The following is a 17,211-nucleotide window of genomic DNA, read 5'->3' as shown; positions in this document are numbered from 1 at the left end:
TCGCGAGAGAGTGGCAATGATGCAACTTGACTATGCCCGCGCACGCCCGCGCGGGGCCCGCCGTGGCTCCGCCGTGCAGCGCTCGACCCGTTGGTGGGCACCGGGTTTCGTGGCGCCCTCGGTGCTCCTGGTCGCGGTGCTGTTGTACCTGCCGTTCCTGTGGTCGCTGATCACCAGCTTCACCGACAGCGACGGTTCGCAGTCCGACTGGGTCGGGCTCGCCAACTACGGACGGCTGTTCAGCGATCCCGCGCTGCTGACCGCGATCCGCAACACGCTGTTCTGGGTGATCGGCACCGTGGTACTCCCGGTCGGGCTCGGCCTGTTGATCGCGATGCTGACCTACAACATCAAGGGCGGCCAGTACTTCCGCCTCCCGTTCCTGCTTCCCTACGCGCTCTCCGGCACCGGAACGGCCGTGGTGTGGGGATTCGTGCTGATGAACGGGGGCGCGGCGAGCAGCTTCCTCGAGGCGCTGCACGCTCCCGGCGCCGATTCGCTGTGGCTGCAGTCCAGTCCGCTGAACACGATCGTGCTCATCCTGGCCAGCACCTGGCAGATGATCGGGGTGAACGTGCTGATCTTCGTGGTCGGCCTGCAGGCGATCCCCACCGAACCGCTCGAAGCGGCCACCCTGGACGGTGCGAACGCCTGGCAGCGGTTCCGGCTGGTGATCTGGCCGCTGCTGCGCCCGCTGACCGCCGTCGCGGTCGGGCTCGCGCTCGTGGCCGGGCTCAAGACCTTCGACATCGTGTGGATCGTGACCCAGGGCGGTCCGGGGCGCACCTCGGAAACGCTTGCGGTGACGATGTACCGGGATTCCTTCGTGGCCGGGGACTACGGCTACGGATCCGCGGTCGCGGTCCTGCTCACCCTGGTCACCGGGATCGCCTCGGTGCTGTATCTGCGCCAGCAGCTGAGCCCCAAGCGCGGGTTCGATGTGGACGGAGGCGGCAAATGAAGGCCGTGAAATCGCTGCGTTATGTCGTGCTCGCGGTGCTCTCCGCGATCTGGCTCGCCCCGGTGTACCTGCTCATCGTGAACGCCATCCGGCCGGTCGAGGAATACGACGGAACCGAGAACTGGACCCCGCCGCACGGTTTCGGCCTGTTCGCCAACATCGCGCAGGCCTGGGAGCGCGCCGATCTCGGGCCGAGTATCGGCAGCACCGTGCTCTACAGCGTGCTCGGCCCGCTGATCGCGGTCGTGCTCGGCGCGATGGCCGGGTTCGCCATCACGGTACTGCGGCTGCGGCACGGATTCGCCTGGTTCATCGTGGTGTTCGGCGGGACCGTGCTGCCGATGCAGATGCTGCTCGTTCCGCTGTTCCTCGGTTACGCGGGCGGCGGCATCTACGACAGCCAGCTCGGGCTGGTGCTGATCTACACCACGATCAGCGTCCCGCTTGCCGCGCTGATGATGCGGAACTTCTTCTCCGGCATCTCCTATTCGCTGTTCGAGGCGGCCATCATGGACGGTGCCTCGATTCCGCGGGTGTTCGGTCAGATCTATCTGCCCATGGCGCGGCCCGCGCTGATCGCGGTGTTCATCCTGCAGTTCACCTTCACCTGGAACGACCTGCTGCTCGGGCTTTCACTGTCCCGCAGCGACAACGTGCGCCCGGTGATGACCTCGCTCTCCTCGCTGCAGAGCGCCTACGCCGGTGCGACCGTGCCCGTGGTGCTCGCCGGGGCGCTGATCGTCTCGCTGCCGACCGTGCTGGTCTTCCTGCTCACCCAGCGATTCTTCACCAGGGGACTGACCCTGTCCCAGATCTAGCTTTCGGACTCAACAACGAGGGAGACCATGAAGATCGTCGATGTCCGCGCGACCACCGTCGCCGTTCCGCTCGAGGCACCGCTGCGGCACAGCAACGGCGCGCACTGGGGCCGGTTCATCCGCACCATCGTGGAGATCGAGGCCGACAACGGACTCATCGGTCTCGGTGAGATGGGCGGGGGAGGGGAGAGCGCGCAACTGGCCTTCGCCGGGCTCAAACCCTATCTGCTCGGCCATGATCCGGCCCAGCTCGAAGCGCTGCGGTTCATGCTCGCGAACCCGACCGCGAGCCTGTACAACAACCGCACCCAGCTGCTGGCCGCGGTCGAGTTCGCCTGCCTCGATCTGCTCGGCCAGCATCTCGGTGTCCCGGTGCACACCCTGCTCGGCGGGGCGCTGCGCGCGGAGGTCGAGTTCGCGAGCTACCTGTTCTTCCGCTACGCCGATTCGCGCACCGGGGAGGGGGAGGTGCGCACTCCGGAACAGCTCGTGGAACACGCGCGGGCGCTCAAAGCCGAACACGGCTTCGGCACGCACAAACTCAAGGGCGGGGTGTTCCCGCCGGGCTACGAACTCGACTGCTACCGGGCGCTCGGCGAGGAATTCCCCGGTGATCTGCTGCGCTACGACCCGAACGGCGCGCTCTCGGTCGCCGAGGCGGTGCGGTTCGGCACGGCGACCGCGGACCTGAACAACGAATACCTCGAGGACCCGAGCTGGGGCCTGCACGGGATGCGCCAGGTCCGGGAGAAACTGACCGTGCCGCTGGCCACGAACACCGTCGTGGTGAACTTCGAACAACTCGCCGCGAACGTGCGCGATCCGGCTGTGGACGTGGTGTTGCTGGACACCACCTTCTGGGGCGGGATCCGGCCATGCGTCAAGGCGGCCGGGGTGTGCGAGACCTTCCAGCTCGGCGTGGCCGTGCACTCCTCGGGTGAGCTCGGTATCCAGTTGGCCACCATGCTGCACCTCGGCGCGGTGGTGCCCAACCTCGCCTTCGCCGCCGACGCGCACTACCACCACCTGCGCGAGGACATCATCGAAGGCGGGAAATTCCGTTACCGGAACGGGAAGATCGCCGTACCGGACGCACCCGGACTCGGGGTGCGCCTGGATCGGGACAAGCTCGCCGAATACGCCGAATTCTACGAGCGCACCGGAAACTACCCGTACGACCGGGATCCGGGGCGGCCCGGCTGGTATCCCTTGCTGCCCAACGACCGCTGGGCCGATCCGGAGGACGCCGCCCGTCCGGAGGTGTACTGAGCGGCGTGAGAAAGAATACGACCATCACATAGTGGGAAACACGACCGGGCGTGTCCGGGCGATCACCGCGCGTCCGGGTACTGCCGCGGTGTCCACAGTGGACCTCGAGTACCGAACCACGGCCGGGAATCCGCGCTGAACAGCGCAATCCCGGTGGCTCGGCGCACCGTTCCGGCCCGCGCGCGGGTGGTGATTCTAGCCGTCCCGGTCCGGTGCCCGGCCGGTGGTGTGTTTGGTTTCCGTTTGTTCGCCGCTAGCATCCCATTTCGGAAATCAGGCGGAAAACGAGGAGGAAAACGTGGGTATGCCGCGTTTGGTGGCGATAGCGGCAGTCGCGGTGTGCGTACTCGGATCGGCACCGCTGGCAACGGCCGCGGTACACGAGGCGCCGCGGCAGGCGAAACCGGCCGCTGCGAACAAGCAGCGCTCGCCCGGCTCGGACAAGAGTTTCGCGGTCTACGTCGGCAAGAACCTGACCGAGAACAAGCACACCTTCCTCGGTGGTTTCGGGCACGAACCGTCGAGCCACTGGGTGGACATCGTTGCGCACCGCAAACACCCCGCGGGATCCACGATCCAGGTCGGCGCCACCGACAAGGCGGACATGCCGGGCAAGCTCACCCGCATCCCGCAGGCCCCGGAAACGGCGCGCTACATCAGCTCCGACTACTCCGAATTCGTCGGATTCCCGGCCCCGCTCACCAACGGCGGACTCAACGAATACGGGGTCGCCGCGCGGGATGTATGGTCCGATTCGCGCAGTGAACTCGTCGACCAGACCCCGAAGGACCAGACCGGGCCGAACTACAGCGATCTGTCCCGGATCGCGATGGAACGCGCGCACAGTGCCCGCGAGGCGGCGCAGATCGTCGGCTCGCAGATCGACAAGTACGGCTACACCACCTACGGCGGGAATTCGCATCTGTTCGCCGATGCCAACGAGGGCTGGGTGCTCATCGAGTACTCCGGAGGCAAGGGGCTCTGGGCGGCGCAGCGCCTCGGGCCCGACGACGTACACGTCTCCTATCCCGGCTACCTCGGCGAGTTTCCCCCGGACTGGCAGCACAACCCGAACTTCATGGCCTCGCCGAACTTCTTCTCGTATGCGCAGGAGCGCGGCTGGTGGCAGCCGGGAACCCCGTTCGACCCGCAGCAGGTGTACGGCACGCCGTTCCCCGGAAAGCCCGTCGCGGTCGGCAAACCGGCCGATCCCCAGGATCCCTCGCCGTACCGGAACCCGCCGTCCCTGGAGGCCGAGTTCCGCAAGCTCAAACCGGTGCGCCTGCAGGACGTCATGCGGATCGTGCGTGACCCGCGCTGGTCGGACGACCGCTCCGGATACGGTCAGGTCGCCGAACTCGACGATTCGGTGCCCGACAAGGATCTCTCGAAACTGTGGCTGGCCACGACCGCCGCGGTCACCGCTCCCTACATCCCGATCTACATCGGCACCCAGTCGGTTCCGCCGGAGTATCGCCAGCACCGGTACCTGACCCACGGCGCCTCGGAGGAGTACCTGGACCCGCAGTTCGCCGAGCAGGAGGCCACCGAATCGGCGACCCAGACCTACAAGCGGCTGATGTACGCGACCTGCGCGCGGCCGCAGAAATACCTGGGCGAGGTCACCAAGGCCCTCGAAGGCTACGAGGCGCAGATCCTGCGCGATCAGGGCGATGTCGAGCAGAAGGCACGCGAGCAGTTCTCCTCCGGGGACGCCGCGGGTGCCCGGGCAACGCTCACCGAGGCCAGCACCGGCTGGGCCACCGATGGCCTGAAACTCGGGGACTACCTGCTGGACAAGGAGCTGGCCGAGGACAAGGCCGAGGGCGGGATCCACAAGCCGAAGGTCACCGTTCCCGAAGGGGAGACGATGAACCCGGAGAGCAGCGATATGTCCCTGCGCAGCGAGGAGACCGCGCGTGACCGGATGAACTGCGACCTCGGCGGCGGCTGGGCGGACGGCGGAACCCTGGCCCGCAAGGGGCACTACGGTGATCCCGCGGATGTCCCGGACTACCGGGGCTCCGAGGGGAACTGGTGGCCCTACGCGCTCACCGGCGTCGGCGGGCTGCTCCTCGGCGGGATCGCGGTCTGGCTGGTCAGGCGCCGGGTGAGCCGATCTTGACCGGCTCCCGGTCCGCTGCGAAGAATGAGCCGGACGACAGCGTGTGAGGAGTAGACGTGGCAGACAGTGTGCGGACCGAATTCGGTGAGGGCGTAGCCCTGATCACGATCGACCGTCCGGAGGCGAAGAACGCGGTGAACGCCGAGGTCGCCGAGGGGGTCGCCGCGGCGATCGACGAGTTCGAGTCGCGCACCGACCTGGTGATCGCGATCCTGACCGGCGCGGGCGGGACCTTCTGTGCCGGAATGGACCTCAAGGCGTTCACCAGGGGCGAGTCCCCCGCGGTGGAGAGCCGCGGGTTCGGCGGACTGACCTCGAAGCCGCCGGAGAAGCCGTTGATCGCCGCGGTGGAGGGCTGGGCGCTCGCGGGCGGTTGCGAGCTGGCCCTCGCCGCCGATCTCGTGGTTGCCGCGCGGGACGCCAAGTTCGGCCTTCCCGAGGTCAAGCGCGGACTGATCGCGGCGGCAGGCGGGCTGCTGCGGCTGCCCAAGGCGCTGCCCTATCAGCTCGCCATGGAGGTGGCGCTGACCGGGGATCCGATCACCGCGGAGGCCGCGCACGCGCACGGGATCGTGAACCGGCTCACCGATCCGGGCGACGCGCTGGACGGGGCCCGCGAGCTGGCCGGGCGGATCGCGCGCAACGGGCCGCTCGCGGTGCGCGCGACCAAACGGCTGGTCTCCGGCACCATCCGGTGGACCGACGAGGAGGCGTTCGCCGCCCAGGGCGAGATCATCGGCCCGGTGCTCGCCTCGGCGGACGCCATGGAAGGGGCCACGGCGTTCGCCGAGAAGCGCGAGCCGGTCTGGCGCGGGGAATAACCCGCGCTCAGAGCACCTGGCAGCGCAGTTCCGCCCCGGTGACCCGGATGGTGCTCGTGCTGGTCTCGGTCGCGGTCCAGAAATGCTGTTCGTTGCCGGGATGCGGGGCGTAGCGGGGGAACGCGGAACCGGCCAGGGTGACCCGCAGGCGGTGCCCGGGGCGCATCCGGTACCCGGTCTCGCCGAGGTCCACCCGCACCGGCGACGGCCACGGCCCGGTGACCCGCGCCGCCCCGTCCAGGATCCGGAAGGCGCGCCCGTCCGGGTACACGTCGGCGAGCGTGACCATCAGATCGGCGCTCGGGGCGTGCGCGGAGACCTCGCCCCGCAGTTCCACCGGGCCGGCCAGGTCCAGCGGCGCCGCGAAGGGCTCGGTGGTGCAGGCGCGCACATCCGCGCGCTCGTGCACCACGCTCTCCTCGGGCGGCTCCACGAGCGGGACATAGGGATCCACGAGGCTGGGCACCGGATCGGCCGGATCGTGCACCCACTCCAGCGCGGTTGCCTGCCGCTCGCCCAGGGCACCGGATCCGTCGAGCAACCAGGAGCGGGGCGCGCTCTCCGGCGGCGGCCAGGTCTCGGCGGCGCGCAGGCCCTCCCCGGACCGGGCCAGCCGCCAGCGCACCGGAGGATGCGGGTACTCGCCGAGGCCACGCAGATGGTGGTCGAAGAACTCGAGCAGCGGGGCGAGATAGTTCTCGATCCCGGGATCCGACCACGGCTCGTCCGGTTCCCGCAGTGCCGTCCACCCGTGGTCCACCGCATCGAGCAGCAGGTATTGCGGGGCACGGCCGGCCGAGCGGGCCGCCCGCCAGGTGGCCAGGTGCCCGCGCTGCAGGAAGTCGAAATGCCCGCCCAGATGCAGCGCCGGGATGTCCCCGCGCACCGGGTACGCGGCCCCGGTGCGGCCGCCGTGCGCCCATTCCTCGAGCAGCGGATTGCCGAAACCCAGTGCCTCGGGCAGCAGCTTGGCCAGCGGGCGCACCGACCAGTCCAGCGCATCGGCGTACTCGTAGAGCTCGCGGTCACTCCAGGTCTCCAGCGCCCACACCGCGGCGAGCTCCAGCGGGAACACCCCCTGCCGATCGAGCACCGCGTCGAGATCCGCGCTGGACACCCGCGGGGCGATCGCCCGCAGGGCCGGATGACCGCTCGAAGCGGCCGCCCACTGGGTGAACCCGTAATAGGAGTTGCCGAACATGCCGACCGTGCCATCGCACCAGCTCTGCCCGGTGATCCAGTCGATCGTGGCGTACCCGTCGGCGGCCTCGGCGCGAAACGGCGGGAGTTCACCCTCGGACCGGACCTTGCCGCGCACATCCTGGGCGACCACGGCGTACCCGTGTTCGGTGAACCACCGGGCGAGATCCGGGATGCGGCACTCCGGCGCCGCCTTGTCGTAGGGGATCCTGGTCAGCAGCACCGGCCAGCGCGATCCCCGCGCAGGCAGATACACATCGGTGGCCAGTCGTACCCCGTCGCTCATCGGCACCCGGTGTTCCCGCGCCTGCGCGGGAACCGGGGCCGGAGCCCTGCGTTTCGCCCTCATCGCGATCGAGCTTAAGCCGCCCGCCATGCGGGACGCGTTCAGGATCCCGCGCGTGGCCGCGGCACCAGCGATTCGACCGGCGGGCCGATCAGTGATTTCCGGACGAGCCGTTGGGCGGTGGCCGCGGCCCGGAGCAGTTTCGCGGCCATCGCCTTCTCGTTGAACCGCTGGGTGTCCCCGCCGAGCCCGAGCGCGGCGATGACGTGACCGTCCCTGGCGAACAACGGGACCGCGAGGGCGATCGTGTCCGGCACGTACTCGTTCCGGCACTTGGCGAGCCCGCGCCTGCGCACGACGGCGAGCTCGGCCTCCAGGGTGACCGGTGAGGTGATCGTCTGCGGGGTGCAGGCGATCATGGGCGCGTGCCGGATGAACCGTTTCGCGAGCAGCGGATCGTGCGCGAGCAATGCCTTTCCCGCGGCCGTGCAGTGCATGAACGCCCGTTCCTCGGTCTGGGCGACGACCGCGAGCTGGTGCTGATCGAAGAATGTGTCGAGGTAGTGCACCAGCAAACCATGCGCGACACCGAGGCTCACCAATTCCCGGGTCGCCGTATAGAGTTCGAGCAAAACCGGTTTTATCAAGCGTCTCAACAGTAATTCATTCGAATGATTCTCCGTGAGTCGCGACCAGTCGATGGTGTAGTAATCGCCCATCCGCTTGACTGTCGCGCAGGCGATGAGTTCGCCGAGTAACCGATGTGCCGTACTCTTCGCGAGCCCGGTGGATTGTGCGATTTCCGTGAGAGTGAGCGCCCGGTGCGAGGCATCGAGCAGCTCGAGCAGACCGATCGTGCGTGCTATCGCGTTTCGTGGCGGAGGATCGGTGATTACGGGCATGATTTCACCATGTCGGCACCGTCCGGGAGAATTAGCGCTACTGAGGCGCGTTTGGGATGTGCGGAAGGATTTATTCCCGTCCCCTTCGACGGGCTCCTCGTAGAGCCGATCAAGCATATCCACGGTGCTTCGGGCTATGTCAACAGCGCAGAAGTAGAACAATAGTTTCAATGGTTTTCGCGTTCCGTGGCGCGGAACATTCCATTCGAATTCACTCCGAGGATTCACTGAATCGGCGGTTCACGAATCCGTTCTGCGGCGTTTCCCGGAACTTTCGCGCGCCCAGGATAGCGAGATTTGCATAGCGGCACGAGCATGCAACCGGGTGAACCCGAATCCCGGTGTGCACGCTCGGTGCCGGGTTCATCCCCGCAGCGGCCCGGTGAACACGATGCGATTGCCGTCCGGATCGGTCAACGGCATGATCCGCACGGTCGTCGCATCGAGCGGACCCTCGTGCTCGATCCCGTCCCGGTCGAGCTGGGTGGCGCGCGCGTCCAGATCCGATTCGTCGAGCACCACCGTGCAGCGGCCCGCCCGCTCGGGTTCGGTCCACACCTGCACGCCGAAACTCTCGCCGAGGTGCCATTCCAGTAGCCCGTCCATCGGGCGGGCGTCCGGGCCGCGCCCGAACAGGGTCGTGTACCACCGCTGCGCGCAGTCCAGCTCGGTCACGGTCAGGTTCGCCAGTATCCGGGTGATCGCCATGCTCCTCGTCCTTCCGTTCGCGGATGTCGTACGGAGGGACCGGCCAGGGGCGGCGAACTCATCGCTGGTCGAGCAGATCCGTCCGCGCGGTCATCACGGCGAGGTAGCCCAGCAGGGCGGCACGCGCCTCGGCCGCGTTCAGTGAGCGGTTCCCGCTGATCAGGTGCAGGCCGTAGCCGTCCTCGAGGGCGACCGTGTTGCGGGCGATCTCCTCGAGCGGGCGGGCCAGGGTGAACTCGCCGAGCCCGGAGCCGAGTTCGAGCACCGAGCGGTAGAGGGCCACCTCCCGGTCGAACAGGCTGGACATCAGCGCGGCATGGCCCGCGCTGCGGTCGGCGAGCGAGTGCATCTCGTAGAGCAGCCGCGCGACCGCGTCCTCGGCGTCGGCGGGCAGCCCGGAGTGCACCGCGGCGCGCAGTTTGGCCCCCGGTTCCCGTTCCGCGCCGATCCGCTCGACCCTGGCCCGGTAGAAGTCCGAGACCGCGCCGTTGTGCACCTCGAGCATCAGCTCGGCGATCTCCGGGTAGTAGTACAGCACCGAGCCGGGGGACAGTCCGGCGTGTTCGGCGATGTCGCGTACCCGCACCTCGGCGAGTCCCCGTTCGCGGACCGCGCGCCCGGCGGCCTCGATGATCAGCGAGCGTCGCTCGCCCTGGCGTTTGGGTCGTGGCATGGCTTCATTCTTCAAATCGATGCACGGCTTCGGGAACGGCGATAGCCGTATCTCCCGACATCCATTGACACGGTACCGCTCGATACTTTGAATTGTAGTGCAAAGAATAAGCCCTCGCGAGGACAGCGGTGTTCCGCTCGAAGGGAAGTGCCAGGCGATGAACGAGGCGGAGCTGATCTTCCGCAACGGCACGGTGCGCACCGGGGACGGTGCGCCCTCCGATGCGCTCGCGGTCGGCGGCGGTCGCATCCTGGCGCTCGGTGATGCGGATGTGCGCCCGCTGCTCGGGCCGCGTACCGAGGTCGTGGACCTGGACGGTGGTGCGCTGCTTCCCGGGTTCCAGGACGCGCACGCGCATCCGGTGCTCGGCGGGCTGCACCGGATGGAGTGCGACCTGAGCGCCTGGCACTCCCTGCGGGACTATCTGCGCGAGATCCACGCCTACGCGGCCAGCCATCCGGAACTGGAGTGGATCACCGGGAGCGGCTGGTACGGCGATGTGTTCGAGGGCGGTTTCCCGGACCGGGAAACGCTCGACCGGGTGGTCGGCTCCCGGCCCGCGGTGCTGCGCAGCCACGACGCGCACGGGGTCTGGGCGAATTCGGCCGCCCTGGACCGGGCCGGCATCACCGCGGCGAGCCCGGATCCCGATGGCGGGCGGATCCTGCGCGATGCCGCGGGCGAACCGACCGGGATGCTCGTGGAGTCGGCGGCCGAACTGGTCACCCGGCTGCTGCCGGAGCCAGGGGAGCGGACCCTGCGCAAGGCGATCCGGAACGCGCAGCGATACCTGCACGGGCTCGGGATCACCGCATGGCAGGACGCGGCGGTGGGCAGCGCGCTCGGGCTGCCGGACATCGGGCCCGCCTATGCCGCGCTCGCCGCGAACGGGGAACTGACCGCGAAGGTGACCGGGGCGCTGTGGTGGGACCGGGAACGCGGGCTCGAGCAGGTTCCCGAACTCGTGGAACGGCGCAGGCGGCTGGCCGGGCCCGGGTTCACCCCGAGCGCGGTCAAGATCATGCAGGACGGGGTGTGCGAGAACCTGACCGCCGCGGTGCTCGAGGACTACCACGGTGCCCCCGGGGAGCGGGGGATGAGCTTCCTGGATCCGCAGCGGCTCGCCGCGCTGGTGGACGCGCTCACCGGGGTCGGCTTCGACCTGCATTTCCACGCCGTCGGCGACCGGGCTGTGCGGGAATGCCTGGACGCGGTGGAGAAAACCGGGCGGGACGGGGATTTCCGGCACCAGATCGCGCACATCGACCTGATCGCCGAGCGTGAGGTGACCCGGATGCGCGAGCTCGGGGTGCTCGCGAACCTGCAGCCGCTGTGGGCGCGCCAGGATCCGGTGCTGGTGCAGACCAAGCTGCCCTATCTCACCGAAAGCCAGCGCGCCCGGCATTTCGCGTTCGGCGCGCTGGACCGGGCCGGGGTCGGGCTGGCGATGGGCAGCGACTGGCCGGTCTCGGATCCCGCCCCGCTGTGGGGAATTCACGTCGCGGTCAACCGGACGGCACCACCCGGTGACCCGCACGCCGCCGATCCGCGCTCGCGCACCGATCCGCTGCTGGCCGGGGAGGCGATCACCGCGGAACGGGCCGTGCACGCCTATACGGCCGGATCCGCGCGGGCGAACCGGCTCGACGACCGGGCCGGATGGCTCGCCCCCGGGTTCGCCGCCGACCTCGTGGTGCTGGACGCCGACCCGGTGGGCGTGGCGCCAGGGGACATCGGCGCGATCGGGGTCGGGATGACCTTCGCCGATGGCCGGCTCGTGTACGAGCGCGGCTGAATACTTTGAACGAGAACGCAAAGAACAAGGAGTGCCCGTGACCGGACAGACCCTGCAACACTGGACCGAGCTCGCCGCCCGGATCCGGTTTCGGAAGGCCGCGTTCATCGGCGGGGAACCGGTCAGCGCACCGGAGACCTTCGCCTCGGTGAACCCGGCGACCGGGAAGGTGCTCGCCGAGGTCAGCGCCTGCGGGACCGCAGAGGCGGACCGCGCGGTCGCGGCGGCGCGCGCGGCGTTCACCGACGGCCGCTGGTCGAAGCGCCCCGGCGAGCGCAAACAGGCCCTGCTGCGGCTGGCCGGGCTCATCGAACGGGACGCGGAAGAACTGGCCCTGCTCGACTCGCTGGACATGGGCAAACCGGTGCGCGAGGCGGCCGCGGTGGACATCCCCGGATCGGCGGCGATCCTGCGCTGGTACGCCGAGGCCATCGACAAGTGCTACGGGCAGGCGGTGCCGACCGAACCGGGCAACCACGCCTGGGTCGACGCGCTGCCGCTCGGGGTGGTCGCGGCCGTGGTGCCGTGGAACTACCCGCTGGAGATGGCGATCTGGAAACTCGGCCCGGCGCTCGCCGCGGGCAACACCGTGGTGCTCAAACCCGCGGAGCAGTCCCCGTTCTCCGCGCTGCGCCTCGCCGAACTCGCCGTGGAGGCCGGACTGCCGGACGGGGTGCTGAACGTGTTGCCCGGTCTTGGGGAGCAGGCGGGAAGGGCGCTCGGCCAGCATCCGGGCGTGGACTGCGTGACCTTCACCGGTTCCACCGAGGTCGGCAAACTCTTCCTGGGCTATGCCGCGGAATCCAACGCCAAGCAGGTGTGGCTGGAGATGGGCGGGAAGAGCCCGAACCTGGTGTTCGCCGACGCGGACCTGGAGGCGGCCGCGGCCAAGGCCTGTTTCGGCGCCTTCTACAACGCGGGCCAGGTGTGCTCGGCGAACACCCGGCTGCTCGTGCAGCGCTCGGCGCAGGAGGAACTGCTCGACCGCATCGGCGCGCACCTGGACGAGTACCGCCCCGGTGATCCGCTCGACCCGGACTGCGGGATCGGCGCGCTGGTCTCGGCCGAACACGCCGAACGGGTGCGCGGCTACATCGAACTCGGCAAGCGGGAGGCGCGGCTGGTCGCCGGTGGTGAAACGCAGGACAACTTCGTGGCGCCGACCGTGTTCGCCGGGGCCCGCAACGACATGCGGATCGCCCGCGAGGAGATCTTCGGCCCGGTACTCACCGTGATCCCGTTCGACACCGAGGAGGAAGCACTCGCCATCGCCGCGGACAGCCGCTACGCGCTCGCCGCCTCGGTGTGGACCACCGACCTCGCCCGCGCGCACCGGGTGGCGGACGCGCTGCGGGTGGGCACCGTCTCGGTCAACACCGTGGATGTGCTCACCGTGCAGACCCCGTTCGGCGGCTTCGGCGAGTCCGGATTCGGCAGGGACCTCTCGCTGCACGCGCTCGAGAAATTCACCGGGCAACGCACGACCTGGATCAGTTACTGAAGAACACCGCAGAAGGGACACACACCATGACGACCGATCTCGCCGCGCGGGACCGCGCGAACATCATCCATCCGTATCTTCCCGCGAGCAGCACCGAGCGGGTCGTGATGACCGAGGGCCGCGGTTCCCGGTTGTGGGACACCGAGGGCCGCGAGTACATCGACGCGACCGGTGGGCTCTGGCTCGCCCAGATCGGGCACGGCCGTGCCGAACTCGCCGACGCCGCCCGCGCGCAGATGGCCAAGCTCGAGTACTTCACCAGTTTCTGGGAGTTCTCCAACGAACCCGCGATCGAGCTCGCCGAACGCCTCGTCTCGATCAGCCCGGCGCACCTGGAGCGGGTGTACTTCACCTCCGGTGGTTCGGAAGGCAACGAGGCCGCGATCAAGATGGCCCGCTACTACCACCACCGGCGCGGGGACACGAACCGGACCTGGATCCTCGGCAGGGACCGCGGGTACCACGGCGGCGGTATCGGTGGCAGCTCGGTGAACGGATTCTCGCTGTACCACGAGGGTTTCGGGCCGATGATGCCGGATGTGTTGCACCTGACCCCGCCGTGGCCGTACCGCACCGAACTGTTCGACGGGCAGGACTGCACCGATTTCTGTGTCGCCGAACTGGAACGCACCATCGCCGAACTGGGCGCGGAGAACATCGCCGCGATGCTCGCCGAGCCGATCATGGGGGTCGGCGGGATGATCGTGCCACCGGCCGACTACTGGCCGAGGATCGCGGAAGTCTTACACCGCAACGGGATCCTGCTGATCTTCGACGAGGTGGTCACCGCCTACGGCAGGCTCGGCAGCTGGTTCGCCGCCGAACACTTCGGGGTGCGCCCGGACATCGTGGTCACCGCGAAGGGCATCACCAGCGGCTACCTCCCCCTCGGCGCGGTGCTCACCAGCGGGGAGGTCGGCGAGGTACTCGGCCGCGAGCACGGCTTCCCGGTCGGCTACACCTACAACGGGCATCCCACCGCCTGCGCGGTCGCCCTGGCCAATCTGAACATCATCGAGCGCGAGGGATTGCTGGAGCGGGCCACCAAGATCGGTGACTTCCTCGCCGCCGAACTGCGCGGGGAACTCGGCGAACTCGCCCGGGTCGGCGAGGTGCGCAACCAGGGCATGATGCTGGCCGTGGAACTGGTCACCGACCGGGAGAGCAGGCAGCCGCTGCCCGGGATCCAGCAGATCGCCGACACCATCCGCGCGGACAACGGGGTGATCGTGCGGGACGCGGCGACCGCGCTCGTGCTCTCCCCGGCGCTGACCCTGTCCGAGGAGGAGGCGAGCGCCGTGGCACGGGCGATCGGTGAGGTGCTCGCGCGCACCGAGGCCGACGGCACCGTGCGCCCGCGCGGCACCGATTCCAGCGGGGCCCGCTGATGTCCGGCCCGCCCTCGACCACCGGCGAGTTCGTCAACACCGAGTCGCAGAACATCCGGCGCAACCTGCGCCGGTTCGACACGATCTGTTTCGCGATCGCCGCGATCATCTCGATCGACACCATCGGCCAGATCGCCACATCCGGCGCGGAGGCGTTCACCTGGACCGCCGTGCTCGTCGTGACGCTGCTGTTCCCCTACGGGCTGATCATGGCCGAACTCGGCAGCGCGTTCCCGCACGAGGGCGGGCCGTATGTCTGGCTGCGCAAGGCATTCGGGAAACTCACCGCCGGTGTCGGCACGATGTTCTACTGGATCACCAATCCGGTGTGGCTCGGCGGTTCCATCACCTTCCTCGCCGCGGCCACCTGGGAAAGTTTCCTGGTGCCCGGCAAGGCCGGTGGAGTCGGCGACTACCTGTTCAAGATCGTGTTCATCTGGATCGCCATCCTCGGCGCGGTGGTGAGCCTGCGGTACGGCAAATGGTTCGTCACCTTCGGCGCCATCTGCAAGGTGGGCCTGGTCGCCGTGTTCGCGGTGACCGTGCTCATCTACGCCGCGCGTAACGGGGTGCACGGCTACGCCGCGGGCGCCTTCGCCCCGACCGCCTCGGGTTTCCTCGGCGTGGCCCCGGTGCTGATGTTCGCTCTCGTCGGGTTCGAAGCCCCGAACGGGGCGGCCGAGGAGATGCACAATCCGCGCCGCGATGTGCCGCGGATGGTCGCCGTCTCCGGGATCACCTCGGCACTGTGCTATCTGGTGCCGATCTTCGGGATCGTCGCCGTGCTGCCCTCGGACAAGATCAACGGGCTCGACGGGTTCATGGGCGCGATCGGCGAGGTCTTCTCCGTCTACGGCTCCGCCGCGCCCGCGCTGACCGCGATCGCCGCCGCGGTGTTCGTGCTCGTCCTGCTCAACCAGGGCGTTTCCTGGATGATGGCCTCGGACCGGGTGCAGGCGGTCGCCGGGATGGACGGTGCCTTCCCGCGCTGGTTCGGCGCCTTCCACCCGAAGCTCAACACACCGCTGCGGGTCAACCTGCTCTCCGGCGTGGTCGCCACCGCGTTCATGCTCGTGGCCACCCAGCTGCAGAGCGGTTCCGGATCGGCTGTGTTCGGCGTGGTGCTCAACGTGGCGGTGAGTACCCTGCTGATGTCCTATCTGGTCATCTTCCCGACCGTGCTCGTGTTGCGCCGCAAGGCTTCCGGGGCCGAGCGGCCGTTCAAGGTCCCGTTCGGGCGCCTCGGTCTCGGCGTGTGCTTCGGGATCAGCTACCTGTGGGTGCTGCTCGGGGTGTGGCAGACCGTCGCACCGGGCGTGCTGGAGAGCGCCTTCGGGGTGCCGTACGACTTCCGGGGCACCTGGGGCATTTCCCGGGCCGAATTCGAACTGTTCACCTTCGGCACGCTCGCGGTCATCGCCCTGCTCGCGCTCGGCGGGTACGCCATCGCCAGGCGCAACCGGGCACCGTCCGCGGAACCGGCGGCACGGCAGTATTCCTGAGCGCGGACCCGTCCTCAGGCCGCGCGCAGGCAGAACGGATGTCCGGCCGGGCTGGCGTAGACGCGGCTGCCGACGCGGGTGGCCGGACCGATCTCACCGGTGGGGCGCAGCCGGGTGGCACCGGCCGCGATCGCCGTACGGTCGGCGCTCGCGAGGTCGTCGACGGTGAAGTCGAGGTGCAGCTGCTGGGAGAGGCCGTCCGGCCACTCCGGGGCGGTGTGTCCCGGAGCCGTCTGGATCACGACCACCGGGAAGCCGGGTGCCTGAACGAAGTGATGGCTCGGTGTGCGGGTGACCGAGCCGCCGAGCAGGCGATGCCAGAAGGCGCTCTCGGGCTCCGGTTCGGCGGCTTCGATGATCACCGAACTCAGGGTGATGGTCACGGGATTCTCCTGTTCTCGGGTCGGATGCCGGTCATACGGCCGGGATGATGCCGCCGTCGACGCGGAACTGTGCTCCGGTGAGCCACTTCGCGCGCCCGGAAGCGAGGAAGGCGATCAGTTCGGCGACGTCCTCGGGATCTCCCGGCCGGGCAAGCGGAACCTTCAGCTCGTCCACGATCTGCTGGGTCATCGCATCGGCGTGCACGCCCTGTTGCCCGGCCAGCTGCCGGAGGTGGTCGGCGGCGCCTTCGGTGACGACGAACCCGGGGAGGACACACACCACGCGCACCCCGTGCGCGCCCACCTCGGTGGCCAGTTCACGGCTGTAGGTGTTCAGCGCCGCCTTGGCCGCGGCGTACGAAGCCTCCGTGCGCTGCGGGAGCCTGCTGGCGATCGAGGAGACGTGCACGACGACACCACGGCCCCGTTCGACCATCCCCGGCACCAGGGCCCGGTCCAGGCGTACGGCGCTGAGCAGGTTCATCTCCAGGTCCGCCTGCCAGGACTCCTCCGAACGGTCCAGGGTCGGTGCCGGCGCGCTCGCCGCTCCCGCGTTGTTCACCAGGACATCCACGCCACCTGCGCGATCGAGGACCGATCGGCCGAGTTCCGCCACGCCCTCCTTGGTGGCGAGGTCCGCCGGGATGAACTGGGCGCCGATATCCGCCTCCGGCCTGCTGCGGGACGCGGTCAGCACGGTCGCGCCCGCGGCGGCGAACCGGCGGGCGGTCGCGGCGCCCAGTCCCCGGCTGGCGCCCGTGACCAGTACACGCAGTCCCTCCAGCCCTTCCTCCGTGATCGTCATGAGATCTCCTCGCCTAAGATGAACCCGACTCCGGATACGATACACAACCTGAGTCGGACTCACCTTATGGAGGT

Annotated in this window: 15 protein-coding genes; 9 read left to right on the top strand and 6 right to left on the bottom strand. The window is 68.9% G+C overall.

The genetic code is table 11. From position 1 onward, the window contains the following. Positions 1-16 precede the first annotated feature (16 nt). From AD72_RS00640 to AD72_RS00620, 5 genes are all read left to right on the top strand, one after another. Complete coding sequence (locus tag AD72_RS00640) at positions 17-961, top strand: carbohydrate ABC transporter permease (RefSeq protein WP_031464345.1); 945 nt, start codon at positions 17-19, stop codon at positions 959-961. Beyond that, positions 958-1,779, top strand: a complete 822-nt coding sequence (locus AD72_RS00635) for a carbohydrate ABC transporter permease (protein ID WP_031464344.1) — start codon at positions 958-960, stop codon at positions 1,777-1,779. The genes AD72_RS00640 and AD72_RS00635 overlap by 4 nt, the downstream gene beginning before the upstream one ends. Positions 1,780-1,806: 27 nt before the next feature. After that, positions 1,807-3,048 (top strand): enolase C-terminal domain-like protein, encoded by a 1,242-nt coding sequence (locus AD72_RS00630; RefSeq protein WP_031464343.1) that lies wholly within the window; start codon positions 1,807-1,809, stop codon positions 3,046-3,048. Positions 3,049-3,364: 316 nt separating this feature from the next. Beyond that, positions 3,365-5,173: a C69 family dipeptidase gene (locus AD72_RS00625; protein ID WP_231644696.1), complete on the top strand. Its 1,809-nt coding sequence runs from the start codon at positions 3,365-3,367 to the stop codon at positions 5,171-5,173. A 56-nt stretch (positions 5,174-5,229) separates the two neighbouring features. Beyond that, positions 5,230-5,994 carry a crotonase/enoyl-CoA hydratase family protein gene (locus tag AD72_RS00620; protein ID WP_031464341.1) on the top strand — a complete coding sequence of 255 codons (765 nt, stop codon included), beginning with the start codon at positions 5,230-5,232 and terminating at the stop codon, positions 5,992-5,994. A gap of 7 nt (positions 5,995-6,001) precedes the next feature. Here the strand turns inward: AD72_RS00620 and AD72_RS00615 are convergent, their stop codons facing one another. From AD72_RS00615 to AD72_RS00600, 4 genes are all read right to left on the bottom strand, one after another. Then, positions 6,002-7,543, bottom strand: a complete 1,542-nt coding sequence (locus AD72_RS00615) for a CocE/NonD family hydrolase (protein ID WP_063890691.1) — start codon at positions 7,541-7,543, stop codon at positions 6,002-6,004. Between the two features lie 38 nt (positions 7,544-7,581). Next, a complete protein-coding gene (locus tag AD72_RS00610; RefSeq protein ID WP_031464339.1) occupies positions 7,582-8,382 on the bottom strand; it encodes an IclR family transcriptional regulator in 801 nt (266 codons plus the stop codon). Between the two features lie 363 nt (positions 8,383-8,745). Continuing rightward, entirely contained in the window at positions 8,746-9,090 is a 345-nt protein-coding gene (locus tag AD72_RS00605; RefSeq protein ID WP_031464338.1) for a VOC family protein, read from the bottom strand. Positions 9,091-9,148: 58 nt separating this feature from the next. Continuing rightward, on the bottom strand, positions 9,149-9,763 hold the full coding sequence (locus tag AD72_RS00600) for a TetR/AcrR family transcriptional regulator (protein WP_031464337.1): 615 nt from the start codon (positions 9,761-9,763) through the stop codon (positions 9,149-9,151). A gap of 157 nt (positions 9,764-9,920) precedes the next feature. On the opposite strand from AD72_RS00600, the gene AD72_RS00595 reads away from it, so the two are divergent. Genes AD72_RS00595 through AD72_RS00580 form a run of 4 tightly spaced genes read left to right on the top strand, consistent with a single transcriptional unit; the run spans position 9,921 to position 15,949 of the window. Further along, on the top strand, positions 9,921-11,558 hold the full coding sequence (locus tag AD72_RS00595) for an amidohydrolase (RefSeq protein WP_031464336.1): 1,638 nt from the start codon (positions 9,921-9,923) through the stop codon (positions 11,556-11,558). A gap of 37 nt (positions 11,559-11,595) precedes the next feature. Further along, positions 11,596-13,059, top strand: coding sequence for an aldehyde dehydrogenase family protein (locus AD72_RS00590; protein ID WP_031464335.1), 1,464 nt, complete (start codon positions 11,596-11,598; stop codon positions 13,057-13,059). 26 nt (positions 13,060-13,085) lie between these two features. Continuing rightward, entirely contained in the window at positions 13,086-14,447 is a 1,362-nt protein-coding gene (locus AD72_RS00585; RefSeq protein ID WP_031464334.1) for an aminotransferase family protein, read from the top strand. Next, complete coding sequence (locus AD72_RS00580; protein WP_031464333.1) at positions 14,447-15,949, top strand: APC family permease; 1,503 nt, start codon at positions 14,447-14,449, stop codon at positions 15,947-15,949. Before AD72_RS00585 ends, AD72_RS00580 begins: the two co-directional genes overlap by 1 nt. A 14-nt stretch (positions 15,950-15,963) precedes the next feature. On the opposite strand, the gene AD72_RS00575 is transcribed toward AD72_RS00580, so the two are convergent. Both AD72_RS00575 and AD72_RS00570 read right to left on the bottom strand, forming a co-directional pair. Continuing rightward, positions 15,964-16,332 (bottom strand): VOC family protein, encoded by a 369-nt coding sequence (locus AD72_RS00575; RefSeq protein WP_031464332.1) that lies wholly within the window; start codon positions 16,330-16,332, stop codon positions 15,964-15,966. Positions 16,333-16,363: 31 nt separating this feature from the next. Then, on the bottom strand, positions 16,364-17,137 hold the full coding sequence (locus AD72_RS00570; protein ID WP_031464331.1) for an oxidoreductase: 774 nt from the start codon (positions 17,135-17,137) through the stop codon (positions 16,364-16,366). Between the last annotated feature and the right edge of the window lie 74 nt (positions 17,138-17,211).

The organism is Sciscionella sediminilitoris (assembly GCF_000737195.2).
In the GTDB taxonomy this organism is placed as follows: Bacteria; Actinomycetota; Actinomycetes; order Mycobacteriales; family Pseudonocardiaceae; genus Sciscionella; species Sciscionella sediminilitoris.
This window is presented reverse-complemented; position numbering and strand designations above follow the sequence as displayed.